The organism is Algibacter ulvanivorans (assembly GCF_048381495.1).
Lineage (GTDB): Bacteria > Bacteroidota > Bacteroidia > Flavobacteriales > Flavobacteriaceae > Algibacter_B > Algibacter_B ulvanivorans.
Window position 1 is genome coordinate 399869 of record NZ_JBLWGD010000002.1, and the last position, 19319, is coordinate 419187.

A 19319-nucleotide genomic window follows, 5' to 3' on the forward strand; every position below is an offset into this window, starting at 1 on the left:
AACTATAGTCAGTTGTTAAAAGCTCAATCTCGATTTAGATTGAGCTTTTATCCATGAATAGTTTCAGATTTGCCATAATTCTGAATTATTTTAGCTTCAAAATCAATTAATTCTTTCCAACGTTTCTCAACATCAATACCTTTTCCGTATTGGCGTGCAAACCCTATAAAGGTTGTGTAATGTCCAGCTTCGCTAACCATTAAATCGTGGTAGAATTTTGATAATTCGGGATCTTTAATGCGTTGCGATAGTAGTTTAAAACGTTCGCAACTACGTGCTTCTATCATGGCAGAAAATAGTAAACGGTCTACCATGCTTTGTTGTCTGTTGCCTCCTTTGTTCATAAACTTATAAAGTTCGTTTACATAATGGTCTTTACGTTCTCTACCTAATGTATAGCCACGTTTTTTTATAATGTCGTGTACCATTTGAAAGTGTTCTAACTCTTCTTGCGCTAGTTTTATTAATTCTGTAACTAACTTTTCGTGTTCACTATTATTGGTAATAATGGTAATGGCATTAGTTGCAGCTTTTTGTTCGCACCATGCATGATCGGTAAGTATTTCTTCAATGTTGCTTTCTACAATGTTTACCCATCGAGGGTCTGTAGCTAATTTTAAGCCAAGCATACTCATAAATTAAATTTTTAGTAAAGATAAGATATAGTTTTGATGAGGAATTTTAAATTCTAAAATATAAATTTTAAAAGAACAGAATTTTATTAATGTATGTAAAAAGTAGTTAATTTATTAATTGTTTTAAATGCATGTTTGTTTATTTGGTATTTAATTTTTTTAGAAGAACAACCCAGCTTAATGATATTGAGTTTGGTGCTTGCCCCAAGTTAATGTCTTTACCATCAGATACGTTTGTGATACTTCCGTTTTGAAGTTTACCGCCATTTCTGGGGTCAAACCATTTTATGCTATATTCGCCAGGGTTTAAAATATTTATGGTTTTAGAGCCGCCTTTGGGAAGAAAAGCGATATAGTATTTGTTAAAATCGGTTAATAAATACCCCGAGTTTATTGCAGCATTATTGCTTTCTAAATTATGTATGGGAATATGGTTGTTTTCTATAAAGTACTTTGCATGCCGCATACGCTCATAATATTTTTCGTATAACTTGTAATTATCTGTAGTTATGTCGCTTTTGTGTGAGTAATAATGAATTCCTGCACTACCCGCTGTAATAGAAGCCCAAAGGGAATTATTTGTCCATATTTCTATATCTGGTAATTTACTACTATAAGGTTCTGAATAGCGAACAATCCATTCTTTTTTGTTTTTTGTAGATAAATTTTTTGCATGTAAAAGTTGATGGTGTCCATGCGTTACGTTTTCAAAATTTGCTTGAAAAGATATAGTAGTTAAGGAGCTTTTACCTGGTAAGGCGGTTAATTCAGGAAAAATACTAAAATCGGTACTTGGACCATTATGCACGCTTACTAAATCTCTGTATGGGCTAAGTGTTTGTATGTAATTTGCAGCTTCTTCTATTTGTTTAGCATTGTATTGATCGCCTCCGCTATCCCAATTGGCCTCTTCGCCTAAATTGTAAATAATGTTAAGGTATCCAAATCGGGCTATTAATTCTCTATAATATAACTTTCTGCTATTTGAAAGCATTTGTCTAGACACACCTTCTTGATCTTCAAACCAATTGCTGTTTTCGGTTTCTGTTAATACCAATTCTTGAGCCATACCTTTGTTGTACATGTGGTCGAAAACTATTTGCCATTGGTCAAGCTTAGAAACATCATAGGTAGTGAAATCTGTTTTGTTAGGAAATGGGTAGGCTCTATCTCCATCACCAGTAATATTCATGGTTAAAAAGTAGTGTATATTAAGACCTTGGTTGGCTAAGTAATTTACAGCACCAATTATTTCTGTTCCCTTTCCATTTTGCCAACTGGGATCGCCAATTGAGTAGTAATTGGAAACCTCTGTATAGTCATGTCTCGCTGGTGTGGCATCGAAGTCATCATATTCTAAAAATGTTTCAGGACTATCTGCTCCAATTTCAAAATAGTAATCACCATTATCAAATTGAGCAAAATCTTTGCCTACATATTGTAATTTACCTTTAGCTCTAAAATCATCACCTAATTTATCTGTTACATTAATTTCAAACATTCCAGAATTTCCGTCTATAGATATGGGTTGTCCTGCTAATGGATTAGTGCTTATAGCAATATTAGCACCAGTTCTAAACGATATAGTATAATTCCATAAGCCAGTTTCATTTGGTGTAAAGTGGCAACGCCATTTGTTACCTGTATTAGCACTAGTTTCTGATGCGTTACCATCTGCTGCAAAATATGCAGGTACAACGTATGGAATGGATGATGGGGAGGTTAGGGTTACATTCATTCTGTAATTTAGAAAAGTTGCGGGTTTTTCGGTTAAATTTGGACCATCGAAAGTTAAAGTGATTTTATGGTATTGTTTTAATTCGCCAGATATTGTTTGGCTATAAATGGTGTTTTGTATTAAACTGATTAAGCATATTACATAAATTATTTTTTTAAGAATCATAATGTTATATATATTTTGGTTTCAGATAATAGAGATAGTTTTAATTAAATAGGTTGTAAATATAGCTTAACTAATATAATTCCAGATGTTTTTAAACTTACTAAGTTGTTTGTAAGTGTTTAAAAATATTTGATGTTCTGGTAAGGCTAGAGCGGGGTCTATTTTTAATACAGATTTTGCGTGGTGTCTGGCAAGTTGCAGAATGTCGTTGTCTTTAACAATGTCTGCAATTTTAAGGTTTAAAATACCACTTTGTTGTGTGCCCATAATATCGCCAGGGCCACGTAAACGCAGGTCTACTTCGGCAATTTCAAAACCATCATTGGTTTTAACCATGGTTTCTAAACGTGTTTTACTATTGGCACTAAGTTTATGGCTAGTCATTAAAATACAATAGCTTTGTTCTGCACCACGACCAACACGACCACGTAATTGGTGTAATTGCGATAAGCCAAAGCGTTCTGCGCTTTCAATAATCATTACAGAAGCATTTGGTACGTTTACACCAACCTCGATAACCGTAGTTGCTACCATAATTTGAGTTTCACCTTTAATAAAACGTTGCATTTCATATTCTTTATCGGCAGGTTTCATTTTTCCATGAACAATAGAGGTTTGGTATTTAGGCATAGGGAAGTCTCTGGAAATACTTTCATAGCCATCCATCAAATCTTTGTAATCCATTTTTTCATTTTCTTGAATAAGGGGGTATACAATGTAAATTTGTCGCCCTTTATCAATTTCATCACGAATAAATTTAAAAACATTTAGTCGGTTTTTGTCGTAACGATGTACTGTTTTTATAGCCTTTCTGCCGGGTGGTAATTCATCAATAATAGAGATGTCTAAATCGCCATAAACAGACATGGCTAAAGTTCTTGGAATTGGTGTTGCCGTCATCACTAAAATATGTGGTGGCAGCGTGTTTTTTTTCCATAATTTACTTCTTTGTTTTACTCCAAATCTGTGTTGTTCATCAATAATGGCTAGACCCAAATTTTTAAATTTAACCTTGTCTTCGAGTAGTGCATGAGTGCCAATTAATATTTGTAAATCTCCATTTTCTAAAGATTCATGAATTTTTTTTCTATTTGAAGTTTTAGTTGATCCTGTGAGTATTGAAATACTGATATTTAGTTTGTTACACCATTCTTGCAATCCGTTATAGTGCTGGACTGACAAAATTTCAGTTGGCGCCATTAAGCAGGCTTGAAAACCATTGTCAAGTGCCATGAGTATTGACATAAACGCAACTATAGTCTTGCCAGAGCCAACATCGCCCTGTAAAAGTCTGTTCATTTGTGCTTGACTTCCTAAATCGGCTCTAATTTCTTTTAATACACGTTTTTGTGCGTTGGTTAAATTGAAGGGTAAATGATTTTTAAAAAACGAATTAAAATAGGTGCCAACTTGATTAAAAGGAAAGCCTTTTATTTTAGATTTATGAACCAGGTTTTTAATAATTAATTGCAACTGAATATAAAATAATTCTTCAAATTTTAATCGAAATTGCGCCCTAGAAAGTAGCTCTTGATTTTTGGGAAAGTGCACATTAAAAAGTGCCGATTGTTTGCTAATTAATTTTAATTCTGAACGTAAATTATCAGAGAGAGTTTCTGTAAATTTCCCATTGGTTTCAATAAACAGTTGTTGCATTATTTTATTAATCGTACGATTTGTAATGCCTTTATTGTTTAATTTTTCGGTTGATGGGTAAACCGGTTGCATGGCAGAGCGTAGGTTTTTTTCGTGGTCTTCTAGCAATTCCATTTCTGGGTGTGCCATATTAAACTTACTGCTAAACCAATTGGTTTTTCCAAAAGCCACGTAAACTTTATTTAGTTTTAAACTGTCTTTAATCCATTTTTGCCCTCTAAACCAAACTAACTCCATAGTTCCAGTATCATCTTGAAATGTTGCTACCAGGCGTTTGCCGCGTTTTTGTGCTACTTCTTTAAAACTGGTTATTTTACCAATAACTTGCACATCGGCATTACTGCGTTGCAATTGGCTAATTTTATAATATTGCGTTCTGTCAATATACCGGTTAGGAAATAAGTTTATAAGATCTTGGTAAGTGTAAATGCCTAATTCTTTACGTAACAAATCGGCTCGATTTGGGCCAACGCCTTTTAAATAATCAATGGGAGTTTGCAGCTTTATAGACATAAAAGCGAAATTAATAATTTCAAATAAAAAAATATCTTATTAAATTCTTAATATCAAGTTCAATTTTAGAAATTTTTATAAGTATATCTTATTTCTTTTTAAATAATACCTAAAAAAAATAATTTTAGTTTATAATTATTTTGCATTGGTTAAATTTGAACTTCTTTTTAGAGAAAATTAAAGCCATTTATTGATGAGAAAACTTAACGAATTTATTTGGGAAACCCACGGTATTCATGCAGGTACAGAACAAGACCACGTAAAACATGGTATTGATAAGTTAGAAGATATAGTTGATAAAGCTATAGAGGCAGGCAACCCAAGTATAACGTTTATAATACATTCTCCTAGGCTAACTAATTTTAGATATACAGCCGAAAGAGATACAAACGTAAAGTTTATTCGTGGTAACAAATCGTATTTAAATTACCCTAAGCGTATAGCAGGCTTACGCGAAAAATATAAAGGACAAATAAATATAAAATACGGTGTAGAGTTAGAGTGGATGGGACCAGGAATAGGTTTGCAATGGAGCAGATCTAAAATATTTCAGGCAGAAGATGCCGATTATGTTATTGGTTCTGTACATTTTGCTCCAGAAGGATTACCTTACGATGGCTCTAAAGAAGAAGCACAAGAGTTATTAAAAATACGTGGTAGTTTAGAAGCATATTGGGGAGGTTATTTTGATGAAATGACGCAAATGATAGAAAGTTTTGGAGACATGATTCAAATTATTGGCCATATCGATTTACCTAAACTAAATGTAGACATGCCAGAAGCTTTGGTTAATTTTGAAACAAGTGCGCACCCATTAGCAAATAAATTTAGAACCCTTTTAGAGCTTATTGCAGACAGAAACTTATCTTTAGATGTAAATATGGCTGGAAAATTTAAAGGCGTTGGCGTATATCCAGTACAAAGCATACTGCGTCGTGCTAACGAGCTTCAAATACCGGTTTGTGTAGGTACAGACACACACCACGTACGTTACTATGGTTTAAATTATAAAGAAAGCTTAGAATATATACAAGAAGCTGGTTACGAGAGTTACGTAAGCTACTCTAAACTAATTCCAGAAAATCGTACCATCTACAATGATCATGATTTAAAAGTAAAATACACCGTTTTAAACAAAGGTATAGAGCTATTAAACCAACGATTAGATGATAACCAACGACGCATAATTCCAGATTTTTCCTTTGGTGGTTCCTTCTCAGAATTTGTAGATTTATATAGAAGCGCAACCGGAATGGGTAATTATAACGCCATCAGAATTCGTAAATGGGGCAAATCTATAACCGTTACAAACGAAAAACCTAAAAACACCCAAAAAATTGTAAATGGGTTGTTTTCAGAACATCTAGACGAACCTGGAGTAATTTCTTCATTATTCAATACACTAGCCTCAGAAGGCATTAATGTAGAAACAGCCCGATTAAAATCTAATAACGACGGTACAGCTGTTGCCTTCCTGTCAATCGATAATAAAAACGGAAAAGTGCAAAACGCTATAGATTTTACAAAAGGAACCGATAGCGGGGTGTTTAAATCGTTAACCTATCAAGAACATGCAGCCATGCCAAACTATTATAACGAAGGCGTATATTTACTAGAAATGGATGGCGTAAAACTAAACCTAGCCTTAAGCGATAAAGTAATTTTAACAAAGCATAACAACGCACCAGGTGTGTTGTTAATACTATTATCTGCACTAGCATCAAAACACATAAACATTAAAGATTTACGCCTAGGAAAACTAAACGATATAGGATATTCTGCCTTAGCTATCGATGGCGATAGCCATGTTATAAGAAACCTGCTATCAAAACTAGGTAAACAATATTACGAGGCAAATTTAATAGAGTTTCATAGTTTCTAAAACCCAATACCTAAAGTAAAATTTGGGCGTTACCACAAGGGTCGGGCTATACATTACAAGTCCTCGCACCTCCTACGTCGGGCTGTGGGCTTTTCATTGCTATCCCTAACGCGGGCATATTTGCTAGTAAAGTTAGCCTAGTAAAAATTAGCTTAGCTTTTGTAAACGCTTGTTTTTAGTAAAGTTAAAATCAAAATTAATAACAAATCATAACAACCCAATAAAATTTTATAGCTTTGGTTTAATCTTTGATTAATCAAAAAAATAATGAATCGCATAATCCAATTCTTCTTTCTTATTGCAACCAGTTTGTTATTGGCACAACAAACCAAAATTGTAGATTTTAAAAAAGTAAATACTGTATTAAACTTCAACCAAATGAAGGTAGATAGTACCGTTTTTAATTCTTACGAAATAAAATTTAAAATTTTAAAACAAACAGATTCCATTTACTTAGATGCTATAAACATGAAGTTTCTAAATGTAGCATTAAACCAAACTTCGGTAAAGTATAAAAACAACGGAAAAAAGCTTATTGTTTACAACAATTTTAAAGCATCAAAAGTATACACACTTAATTTTTTATTCTTTGCTTCACCTAAAAAAGCCATGTATTTTATAGGTTGGGACAATGGCTCTCAAAATCAAATATGGACCCAAGGACAAGGTAAAAACACAAGCCATTGGTTGCCTTCCATAGACGATATGAACGATAAAATAGAATTCGATATTAGCTGTGTAGCCCCAAAAGAATACAAGGTTATTGCCAACGGAAAAATGATTTCTAAACGCGAAACACCAACATATAATTTATGGGAATTCGATATGCAAAAACCCATGTCTAGCTATTTAGTTGCTTTAGTTATAGGTAAATACAATAAAAAAACAGAGTATTCAAAAAGCGGTATCCCTTTACACATGTATTATTACCCAGAAGATGCTAATAAATTCGAGCCAACTTATCGTTACACAAAGCGCATGTTTAACTTTCTTGAAAAAGAAATAGGAGTGCCCTATCCATGGCAAAATTATAAACAAATACCAGTAAAAGATTTTCTTTACGCAGGTATGGAAAATACAGGAACAACCATTTTTTCCGATAGCTTTGTAATAGATTCTACAGCATTTGCAGATAAAAATTATGTAAATGTAAACGCACACGAATTAGCGCACCAATGGTTTGGTAATTTAGTAACAGAAACCTCGGGTACACACCATTGGTTGCAAGAAGGCTTTGCAACCTATTACGCACTTTTAGCCGAACGAGATATTTTTGGAGATAATTATTACTATTGGCACCTCTACGAATACGCACAAGAGTTGCTAGAACAAGATATGGCCGGAGGTGGTACGGCATTACTTAATCCAAAATCTAGTAGCACCACATTTTATAAAAAAGGCGCATGGGTGTTACACATACTTCGAGAAAAAGTAGGCGACAAAGCCTTTAAAAGCGCAGTAAAAAATTACTTAAAAAAGTATGAATTTAAAAATGTAAAAACAAGCCATTTTATAACAGAAATAGAAAAAGCAAGCGGTAAAAATTTAAATAATTTTGTAAAGTTATGGTTAGAAAATGAAAGCTTTAATTATGATGATGCATTAATAAGCCTGAAAAAATCTGTATTTATTCAAGAATATTTAATGGTAGATTGCGAGGTTTTTAACTCGAAATGTACAAATTATTTAGGTTCTGGAATTTCAGATGAAGCCAAAATAAAAGTAATCTCGCAAATACCTAATCATTTAAAAAAAGAAGATTTTAAAAACAGTTTAAAAGTGCGGCAAGCCATTGCAAGATACGTTTCTAAAATTCCTTCTCAATTAAAACCGTATTACGAAACATTACTTGACGATAAATCTTATATAACTATAGAAACAGCTTTATATAATTTATGGAAAAATTTTCCTGAAGATAGGCAAAAGTATTTCGATAAAACTAAAGATATTCAAGGCTTTAATGATAAAAATGTTAGAATTTTATGGTTAGCCTTAAACTTAGTGTCGCCAGATTTTGAAGATAAAAAAATAAGAAGATATTACGAAGAGTTAACATCATATACAAGTTCAAAATATCAATTTGAGGTGCGCCAAAATGCATTTCGTTATTTAACTCAAATTCAAGCCTGTAACGATTTGTGTAAAAAAAACTTAAAACAAGCAACAAAACACCATAATTGGCGTTTTTCAAAATTTACAAAAGCATTATTAAAAACTGTAGAAACTAAATAGGTTACTTTCTACGCTCTGTATTTGCTGGGTTTTGACAAATTAAACATTTAGCTAGATAGGTAATAGATAGCTCGTAAACCCCATCTGTTCTTCCTATATTTGTTGTGTTTAAATCATACGAAAACCCAAAGCGTAGTTGCTCAAACTCTAAACCAACAAAAGCATTTACCGAAGTTAATAAATGGCTGTTTTGATTGTTTTTAGCTGGGTTTGTAACAGCTGTAGCGCCAAGCATTAGTTTTTCTAAACGCGCCATGGCTCCAATATCTAAACGGTTGTATTCGCCCTGTTGCATGTAATTTACAGACAGTAATAAATCGTTATAATCAAAATAAGGGAACTTATAAGCAGCATGAATAGAGTAAAAAATATCTAAAGGTGCATGGCCATTTTCAACAAACGAAATATTAGGCTTGTTTAAGTGTTTTACTGTAGCGCCTAGCCATAAATCGGTATTGTTTCGTGTGTTTTTTTTATCGAAAACAAAACCTGCCGAAAAATCAAGAAAACTAATATTTCTGTTAGCATTTAGAGCATAAGGATCGGTAGATGTTGCGTTTATAGTTTCTGAGTTAATATTAATTTGATCGGATAAAACCAAGCCGCTAAAGTTAAATGATTTTGTTCCAAAACCAACCTCGACGGCGGGTCTAAAATACCAGTCGTTAGCTAAATTAACATGGTACGAAAAATTGGCATTACCTTGTAAATGGTTGTATTTGGTATTGTTTTCTCGTTGGTTTATAATGCTAAATCCTATACCGCCAACATCTTCAATCCAAGAGTTAAAAAAAGCGTACTCGGTATCTACTCTTAAATCTAAGCTTGGCCATTGCGTTCGGTGTATTAAACCAAAATACGAAGCGTCTTCAAAACCAGAAAACCCAGGGTTTAAGGTTTCGGGTACTAAAAAATATTGTGTAAAAACAGGATCTTGTGCTTGCGCTTTATATGATAAGCAACCCAGTATTATAATTATAAATAACTTTATTTTCATCTTTATTTTTGCTTATTTAATAGAAACAAACGCTCCTTTTCGAGTAATAATTTTTCCATAAAATGTTTTAGCTACAAGGGTAAAATAGTAGTTTCCGTTTTCTGCTTCGGCATCGTTTATTTTTCCGTCCCAGCCTTTAATACTGTCTCCTTTTTCAGAATAAATTAAGCTTCCCCAAGTATCGTAAATATTAAATTCTATATGACTAAGGGCAATCGATTCTGGTGTAAAATAAGCATTCATGCTATCGCCATTAGGGGTAAATGCATTTGGCATAATTAAACTATATCCTTTTTCTATAATTAATGAAAGTTGTTTGGTGTAAACACAGCCAAAAGGGTAAACCGCGGTTTGTGTAACTAGATACGAACCTTCGTTTAGGTAAGTGTGTGTTGGGTTTTCGTTTGATGAAAAATTACCATCACCAAAATCCCATGATACAGAAACGTAATTTCCTGTAGATAAATTAGTAAATTCAATAGGGTCTTCCACAGAATAAAAACCATAAGTACTTATTGCTGTAGAAGTTGCTGTGAAATCTGGATTTCCTAAAACTGGTATTTCAACATTGTAAGATAAACTAGAAGTACAGCCAACACTATCCATAACATCAATAATAACTAAGCCATCTTGGTTGGTGCTCATTATTTCATTATTAGCGCCGCTAATTGTTCCGCTAGACCAGTTTATGTTATATGGCGGAACGCCTCCAGTAACCATAGCAATAAAGGATTGGTTTACGGTTTTTGTTTCGCAATTAAAATTGGTTTCTGTTTGTATGTTTAATTCTAGTGGCTCAAACCTGTTAATGGGCCATTCGCCAGAAATGGTACAATTATTAGCATCGGTAACTTCAACAGCATAATCGCCTGGAGGTATGTTTGTTAAATCTTCGGTTGTAGAGCCATTAGACCAAGCATAGCTAAAAGGCGGAGAGCCACCAGTTACTATTAAATTAATAGCGCCACTATTTGCATCATCACAATTTAAGGCATCGGTTGTATTGGCCGATAGGGATAAGTCGTTAGGTTCTGTTATGGTAAAGGTTTCAGATATAATACAAGGTTTGCCATCGGTTATGGTAACGGTGTAAGTTCCTGGGCCTATATTGTTTCGTTCTACGCCAGCTGTAGGGTCGTCATCCCAAATTAATGACACAGGCGGTATGCCGCCAACAAGATTTAAAACAATTCTACCATCTTGCTCTCCATAGCATGATACGTTGTTTACAACTGGATTTATAGCAAAAATAGGAGGTTCTGATATAGTAATTGTTACCGATTTGTCGCAATTTGTTTGGTCTGTAACGGTAATAGTATAGTCTCCAGGTGATAAATTGGTTTGCGACATACCAGAGCCTAAATTACTCCAAGTAACATTATAAGGAGGGTTGCCCCCAGAAATATTATTAATGGTTATCGATGCATCGTTATCACCATAACATTCAATTTCTGTCGCTGTAAAATCAATTAGAATTTCATCAGATTGATTTATAATTACCTCTAAAGTATCTGTACAATTAGATCTGTCGGTTACTATTACATTATAAGTTCCAGCTATTAAACCTGTTATGTTTTGTTGGTTACTAGTAAAACCATTTGGCCCTGTCCATGAATACGAATAATCAAAAACACCAGGAGATACTTCAAAAGTTCTACCTCCAACTGTAGTGATATTAATTTCACCAGTAGCGTCTCCATAACAAATAACATCTACTTGGTTTGCTAAACTTACAATAAGTTCGTCTGGTTCTACAACCGAGACGTTATGAGTTATAGGTGTACAGTTATTGGCGTCTGTTACTGTAATTTCGTAGTTGCCAGGACTTAAGTTCGAGAGGTCTTCGGTTGTTGCGTATGGCATGCCATTTCTTGTCCAATTGTAAGTGTAAGGTGTTGTTCCGCCAGCTATTTCTATATTAATTTCGCCATCATTAGCGTTAAAGCACGAAATGGTTTCGGGGTTAAAATCTATATTAGAAAAAATAAGTTCGTCAGGTTCTGTTATAGTAAAAGTTTCAGAGAATGGGCACCCGCCATTGTCTAAAATATTAACAGTATAATCTCCAGGTTCTAAATTAGCAATATCTTCATTTGTGTTGGTGTAACCATTTGGACCAGTCCATGTAATTTGATAGGGGTTGCCTGTAGTAAATGGTACGCCTCCAGATATTGTAATATCTAGAGAACCATTATTTGCAGAAAAGCAATTACTGTTGGTTTGATTAAAAGTTATGCTTATTGAAGGGTTAACAGTAATTACGACCTCAAACGTATTGCCAACACAAATTCCAGTAGTAGGAGTAACAGTATAGGTTACGGTAGATGGGTTTGTAGTAATATTGGTTAAGGTTTGGCTAATATTGTTTTGTGGTGTGTTTTCGCTTGAAGTCCCAGTAATTGTTCCTGCTGGGTTAATTATTGGTGCAGGCCAAGTGTAGGTTGTGCCTGTTGGCGCAATATCTCCGCCAGAATTGTCGGGCGAAATTACAAAGCTATTGCCGCTACAAATAATATCAGATTTGTCGCTAATATTTGGTGTTTGGTTTATAGTAATCTCGGCTATATTAGAAGTAATTTCTGTACAACCACCAGAAGAGAAAGTTATTATTACGTAATAATAAACGGTGCCAACATTTCCAGAAGGCGGATTAAAAGTAGAGCTTGTTTCTCCTGTAATTGCAGTTCCAGTAGTTGTATCGTTTGTTGTATTAGAATACCATTGGTAAGTTGGTGTGCCAACGCCATTGGCATAGCTAACAGTTAATTGGTTTAAAGTGTCGCCTAAACAATAAGTATCTGAAATGGGTTGAGATGTGAAATTTGGCGCTGCGTTTACAATAACTTCAGATGTGTTACTGGTTACATTACAATTAATACCTGTTTGAGAGACAATAACATAATAATACATAGTGCCAACTATAGTTGTTAACGGTGTAAAGTTTTGGTTTGTAGCTCCTGCTATAATAGAGCCTCCAATATTTGAATTTACCGTATTGCTATACCATTGGTAAGTATAAGTTGTACCTAAACCACCAGAGGCTGTTACTTCTAAGCTTTGAGGTGTTGTGCCTTGACAAATGGTTTGGGTTAATAACGGCTGATTTGTAATTATGGGGTCGCTCACAACTATAATTTCGGCAACTTCGCTGGTAATATCATTACAACCACTTCCGTTAAGTGTAATAGTTACATAGTAATAATAACTACCAGGTGTATTAAAGGTTGGTGGCGTATAGCTTGAATTTGTAGCACCAGCAATTAAAACACCTCCAGTATTTGTATTTGTTGTATTACTATACCATTGATAGGAAATGGTGCCTGTACCTCCAGAATGTGTAATGCTTAACGCAGAAGAAATATCGCCGCCAACACATAAACTTTGCGTAGGTGTTGGGTTTGTGTCTATTTGAATTCCTTCAACTATTTCTATTGTAGCTACATTAGAGGTTATTTCGTTACAACCAGCACCCGATGTAAATGAAACAACACAGTAATAGTAAATAACTCCAACAGGGTTGTTTGGTGGTATGTAGGTTGATGATGTTTCTCCTGCAATTAATGTGCCTCCTGTATTTGTGTTTGTTGTGTTGCTGTACCATTGATAAGTTGGTGTGCCTGGTCCATTAACAGAAACCGATAGGGGAGTAATAGCGCCATTTAAACATACAGATTCTGAAATTGGCTGACTTGTAAATTCTGGAGCAGGATCTACGGTAATAGTAATATTTACTGGATTTCCGTCGCAACCTTCTGCTGAAGGCGTTACTACAAATGTAACATCTTCTGAAGTTGTATTGGAGTTATAAATAGTTTGAGTTGGGATGGTTGCTGTATTTCCAGAAGCTATATAACCTGTAACTCCAGTAGGTGCTGTGGCGGTCCAATTAAATGTAGTTGAAGTAATATTTGAGGTTAAAATAATTTCACTTGTATTTGTGCCAGAACAAATGGTTTGTGTTAAATCTGTATTTGTTATGGTTGGAATAGGGTTTACTGTAAAGTCTTCAGTATCTGTTGTTGTTCCGCAGCCGTTAGTAATACTAAATGTTACTTGATAATTACCAGGAGTAGAGTAAACTATTGTGCCAGGATTTAAAGTGTTAGCTGTTGCTGGTGTACCTCCAGGAAAATCCCAACTGTAAGTTATGGTTTCTGTACTTGGAGCGCAACTATCTACATTGGCAGTTGGCGTAATAGATGCCGAACCGCATGAGTTATTAATATTACTAATTGTAGCTGTTGGTGGTTGTTTAACTTCAATAGTTTCAGATGTAGTATTCGTGCCGCAAGAATTTTCGGTAGTTAGTGATAATGTATAGGTTCCAGCCGAAATAAAATTAAACGAAGGTGAAGCTGAGTTTTCATCTGTTCCGTTGGTAAAATTCCATTGTACAGGATTAGTTCCGCAAAATTCAGGAACAAAAGTAACTTCCCATAAATAAGTTTCTCCGCCACAGCTTTCGCTTAAATCTGTAGTGTTTGTAGCTTGAATAGCTAATGGTGTACACCCATTATTAGTGTCTACGGTAAAAGCCGCTACAAGTTCGGGTTCTATACAAATGGTTTTGGTTACTGTGTTGGTAACACCACAGGAGTTTTCGCCATATAATGAAACAGTATAGGTGCCAGGTGTAGTGTACGTATGGCTTGGGTTACGCATAGTAGATGTAGAGCCATCACCAAAATCCCAATAATAACCATCATTTATACTACAATTATTGCTATAACCATTTAAAGAAGTGTTTTGGAAAGAAACAGCTGTATTAACACAACTTGTAGGAGGATCTTCAAAATCTACCTCGGGTCTTCTTAAAATAATTATAGGCCCAGCAGTTAAATTGGTTTGCCCACACGATGTAACAATGTTTAAAATTACGGTATAAGAATTAGGGCAACTAGTTTCTGTGTAAGTATGTGGTATTGGGAAATTTTGAGAATTTATAGGATCGGCAGCATTAAAATAAGGAGAAGCTTCTAGTTGGCTTTGCGTGTAAAACTCGGTTGTACCATCACCAAAATCGATATAATAATTAGTGTCGGGCGGGTTTGAAGCCCATGATCCTATAGCAAATTCAATGGCAGGAACAGGAGTACAAAGGTTAACCGTATTACCTGGGTTAACAATGGATCCAGTTGGGTTACTTGAGTTTTTTATTAAATACGTTACCGTATTATCGCAATTTGTACCAATACCTGTTATTCTCATATTAAATGAACCTAATTGTGTATAGGTATGTGTAGCAGGAAAAGTTACATTGGTTTCTACTGCACTACCATCGCCCCAATCAACATTGTAAGATGTTACACAAGGCGATGTATTTGCTATGCCAACATTTATGGTGTATGAAGGGTCTGTTGTATTGTTTCCGCAATTGTTAAAAGGATCGAATCTGTTATCCACATCTTCAAATTCAAGTAACGGTTTTTCTTGCACGGTAATGGTATGTGTAACAGAGTTTATACATCCATTAGCGTCTGTTACGGTAAGTATAACATCGTAATCTTCTGTTCCGCAACCTAGGGCATTAAAAACATGCGAAGGGTTGTTGGCAGTACTGGTGCCACCATCTCCAAAATTCCAGCTATATGTAAATGGCGCGTTACCTGAAACGTTTGATGTAAAGTTTATAGAAGTATCTGCACAAGCACCTGCATTATTAAAAGTAAAATTAACAGTAGGTAATTCTGTTACAACAATTGTAACTGTACCGCTTGCAGCAGAAGTATCGTTGGTATTGTCGCTAACCGATACTAATTGATATGTGTAAGTACTTGCTGTATTTGTGTTTGCCGTAACTGTTGCTGTATCGCCTGTAGATGTTACCGTTTGCGTTGCACCATTTAAGGTGTAAGTAAATGTGTAAGGTGCATTTCCTCCAGATCCTGTAAAAGTAACTTGTGGCGGTGTAGCGTTTCTGCAAACTGTTGTAGAACCCGAAATAGTTGCATTTGGAGGTCGTTTAAAATTAGTAGTGTTCCTTTTTAAAACGGTTGTAAAAGCATGATTTAAACTAAGTTTATTAAAATGAATTTTATTTAAAGCAAAAAACGAAAAACTAATTATAAAAAATGCAAATATGGTAAGAAAGTAATTCTTTCTCATGTGTAAAAGTTTGGTTGTTAATAGCTGATACTAAAATAATTATTCTTTTTAAAGGAGCACTATTTATCAAGAATATATGTTGGTTTTTTCTTTAAAATACCGAATACTGGGGATGTAATTTTAAATTTTAAAAAAATGTTATACTTTTTAAATAGTAGAATAATGATTTATATTTACAATTAGAAAATTAATATATGAAAGCATTAGTAATTTCTGGTGGAGGGAGTAAAGGCGCATATGCAGGAGGAGTTGCCGAGTATTTAATTAAAGAAGAAGGTAGGGTGTACGATTTGTTTTTAGGAACATCAACAGGGAGTTTGTTAATTCCGCACTTGGCAGCAGGCAAAATAGATAAAATTCATAAAGTTTTTACAAATGTAAATCAAAGTAATATCTTTAGTGTAAACCCCTTTGTAATAAGAAAAAAAGGTGACAGAGAGTTTGTTTCTATCGATTTTATAAACTCGTTATGGCAGTTTATTAAAATGAAACGCACCTTTGGCGAAAGTAAAGCATTACGTAAATATCTTAAAAAGCATTTTACATACGAAGAGTACTTAAATATAAAAGAAACAAAGGAAGATGTTGTTGTTACAGTTTCTAATTTATCTAAAAATATTGTAGAATATAAATCTATTAAAGATTTTAGTTATGACGAATTTTGCGATTGGATTTGGGTGTCTTGTAATTATGTGCCATTTATGTCTTTAGTTAAAAAAGATGGATTTGAATATGCCGATGGCGCTTTTGGTTGTGTTGTACCTATACGAGAAGCTATTTTAAGAGGTGCCACAGAGATTGATGCTATTATTTTAGAGTCTGAAAGTTTGGCGTATAATAAAGTGCTTGGTAAAAATCCATTTTCATTAATGTTAAATTTATTTGGACACTTGCTAGATCAAGTTGAAAGAAGTGATATTTTAATTGGAAAATTAGCAGCTAAAAATAAACACGTTAAGCTTAATTTGTATTATACACCATCAAAACTTACCGAAAACTCATTAGTTTTTAATAAAAAATTAATGACATCGTGGTGGCAACAAGGGTATTATTATGCAAAACAAAAAAGTGAGCAAGCGCAATCTAACGAGTTACGCGAAAAAGATTTACCACAACTCTGAAACTTCTTCTTTAATAAAAGATAGAGCAGCATCACTGGGCGAACGGCGTTCCATCATTTCGGTTAAAACAACTTCTCTTAGTTTATTGGCTGTATCTGTTTTTTCAAGCATACTTGCTTTTCTTATAAGTTGAATAGTTGCGTTTTTAGCTGTTGTTACAATATTCCAACACTTATCGCTTATATATATTTGTTGCGATAAGTTATGCTCAAATTCTTGTTCTATACTTTGTATAAGTAAAGCTTCGTAATCATCTTTATTTGAGGATTTTGGAGTTACTCTAATAAGTAGTTTAGAAGGCGAAACACGCTCTAAAAAAAGAGCCATACGCTCGTAAGCTTGTAAACGTAAAGGCATAGCATTTACTTGCATGTCTTTTTTTAGTAAAAAACGACGCCTGCCATCTTCATTATTAGTGTGTATTTTAAAAAAATTATAGGCTATAATTCCAACAATTAAAGACGGAATTGCAAATAAAAACAGATCAATAATGCGACTAACTTCCATAATCAAACGATTTAATTACAAACATAAGTGTTTGTAGTTATTGTACAAAAAATATTTATTTCACGTTTATTTAGAGCCACCTAAGTGCATGCAATCTTTTAAATCTTGAATGCCGTTAAAAGGTACAGGTGTTTTGTCGTACAAATAAGTTTTGTTTAGTCCTGTAGCTAGGTTATGGTCGTCTACATTTATTTCAATATCACTCATTTTAAATTGGCAAGGGTGTTCGTAACCAGCAGCATGAGTAATTTCAATCAATTCTTTTCTAAACGTTTTAAAGTATTGTGCTAATCGTTCAGATTTTAAAGGCACGTTTATTCCGTTTTGTGTCCATTTTTTTTGGGTAGCAATTCCAGCAGGACAGCGGTTTGTATGGCAAATTTGAGCTTGTATACAGCCAATACTCATCATGGCTTCTCGGGCTACATTAATACAATCGGCACCCATAGCAAAAGCCATGGCGGCTTTGGCAGGAAAACCAAGTTTACCGCTACCAATAAATACAATGCGTTCTGAAAGTCCTTTGCTTTTAAAGAGTTTATATAAATCGCTAAAACCGTAAACCCATGGTAAAGAAACATGATCGGCAAAGCTAGGAGGAGCGGCACCAGTACCGCCTTCTCCGCCATCAACAGTAATAAAATCTGGACCTTTACCTGTTGTTTTCATAATATCTGCTAACTCTTCCCATTGCTCTAATTTGCCTATAGCAGCTTTAATACCAACCGGTAATCCAGTAGCTTCGGCTATTTTTTCAATAAAATCTACCATTTCAGTAACATTAGAAAACGCTTTGTGGTTTGGCGGCGATAATACATCTTTACCAACCTCAACACCTCTAATTTCTGCTATTTGTTTGGTTATTTTAGCACCAGGTAAAACGCCTCCTTTGCCTGGTTTTGCTCCTTGAGATAGTTTTATTTCTATTGCTCGAATAAATGGATTTTTTTCAACTAAGTTTATCATTTTTTCCATAGAAAACCCACCGTCTTTGGCACGAACACCAAAATATCCTGTTCCGAAATGAAATACTACATCGCCACCATTACTATGGTATGGAGATAAACCACCTTCGCCAGTATTATGGTATGCACCCGCTATTTTTACGCCTTTATTTAAAGATTCTACAGCTTTTGCAGATAGCGAACCAAAACTCATGGCCGATATATTTATTATTGAAGCTGGCCTGTAAGGGCGTTTACGTTTATTAAACTCGCCCATAACTTTAGCACAAGGTAAAAATGTATTGTCGGTTTTATGCGGATGGTTGTCTGGTAGTTTAAAAGGCATCATGGCATTATTTATAAAAATATGCTGATGCGTATAAATATCTCTATCTGTACCAAAACCTTCATAATTATTTTCTTTTTTTGCAGAGGCGTAAATCCAACCGCGTTCAATACGATTAAAAGGTAATTCTTCTCTATTATTAGCTACAAAATATTGGCGCATTTCTGGTCCAATGCTTTCAAGCCAATAGCGCAAATGACCAATAATAGGGAAGTTATGACTTATAGTATGCGATTTTTGTATAAAAACATCGCGTATAGCTACTATGGCTAAAACGATTAAAACCCATCCCCACCAGGTTATATTTGATAAAAATTCTAAAACTGTATCCATTTTAATTGTTTAAAAAGTAAAAAAGTAATTTAAGTTAGTGCTTTTACCCCAAAAGTAAACTGTTTTTATTAATTAAAAAATTGAGTGTATAATGAAATATTAATTTAGTAGCATTACTCGATTTCTGATAATAAGAAAAGTAACG

The 19319-nt window shown here is 34.2% G+C and carries 10 protein-coding genes; 3 read left to right on the top strand and 7 right to left on the bottom strand.

Features of this window, described 5'->3' with window-relative positions; genetic code table 11:
* Positions 1-47 precede the first annotated feature (47 nt).
* The 3 genes from ACNG5D_RS07270 to recG all read right to left on the bottom strand — a co-directional run bounded on the left by ACNG5D_RS07270 (position 48) and on the right by recG (position 4707).
* Positions 48-629, bottom strand: coding sequence for a MiaE family protein (locus ACNG5D_RS07270; protein ID WP_418183065.1), 582 nt, complete (start codon positions 627-629; stop codon positions 48-50).
* 145 nt (positions 630-774) lie between these two features.
* Positions 775-2538, bottom strand: coding sequence for a DUF5060 domain-containing protein (locus ACNG5D_RS07275; RefSeq protein WP_418182837.1), 1764 nt, complete (start codon positions 2536-2538; stop codon positions 775-777).
* 66 nt (positions 2539-2604) lie between these two features.
* Complete coding sequence (gene recG / locus ACNG5D_RS07280; RefSeq protein ID WP_418182838.1) at positions 2605-4707, bottom strand: ATP-dependent DNA helicase RecG; 2103 nt, start codon at positions 4705-4707, stop codon at positions 2605-2607.
* A gap of 193 nt (positions 4708-4900) precedes the next feature.
* On the opposite strand from recG, the gene ACNG5D_RS07285 reads away from it, so the two are divergent.
* Together ACNG5D_RS07285 and ACNG5D_RS07290 are read left to right on the top strand one after the other, a co-directional pair.
* A complete protein-coding gene (locus ACNG5D_RS07285) occupies positions 4901-6589 on the top strand; it encodes a histidinol-phosphatase HisJ family protein (protein ID WP_418182839.1) in 1689 nt (562 codons plus the stop codon).
* 267 nt (positions 6590-6856) lie between these two features.
* A complete protein-coding gene (locus ACNG5D_RS07290; RefSeq protein WP_418182840.1) occupies positions 6857-8821 on the top strand; it encodes a M1 family metallopeptidase in 1965 nt (654 codons plus the stop codon).
* Position 8822: 1 nt separating this feature from the next.
* Here ACNG5D_RS07290 and ACNG5D_RS07295 read toward each other — a convergent pair whose 3' ends face one another.
* Positions 8823-9818 (bottom strand): PorP/SprF family type IX secretion system membrane protein, encoded by a 996-nt coding sequence (locus ACNG5D_RS07295; protein ID WP_418182841.1) that lies wholly within the window; start codon positions 9816-9818, stop codon positions 8823-8825.
* A gap of 12 nt (positions 9819-9830) precedes the next feature.
* Complete coding sequence (locus ACNG5D_RS07300; RefSeq protein ID WP_418182842.1) at positions 9831-15923, bottom strand: PKD domain-containing protein; 6093 nt, start codon at positions 15921-15923, stop codon at positions 9831-9833.
* Positions 15924-16117: 194 nt separating this feature from the next.
* On the opposite strand from ACNG5D_RS07300, the gene ACNG5D_RS07305 reads away from it, so the two are divergent.
* The gene (locus ACNG5D_RS07305; RefSeq protein ID WP_418182843.1) at positions 16118-17044 is read left to right on the top strand and encodes a patatin-like phospholipase family protein; all 927 of its coding nucleotides are present in this window, start codon (positions 16118-16120) and stop codon (positions 17042-17044) included.
* Here the strand turns inward: ACNG5D_RS07305 and ACNG5D_RS07310 are convergent.
* Complete coding sequence (locus tag ACNG5D_RS07310; RefSeq protein ID WP_418182844.1) at positions 17030-17551, bottom strand: DUF7935 family protein; 522 nt, start codon at positions 17549-17551, stop codon at positions 17030-17032. The genes ACNG5D_RS07305 and ACNG5D_RS07310 overlap by 15 nt on opposite strands.
* Positions 17552-17617: 66 nt before the next feature.
* On the bottom strand, positions 17618-19174 hold the full coding sequence (locus ACNG5D_RS07315; protein WP_418182845.1) for an FMN-binding glutamate synthase family protein: 1557 nt from the start codon (positions 19172-19174) through the stop codon (positions 17618-17620).
* Positions 19175-19319: the final 145 nt, after the last annotated feature.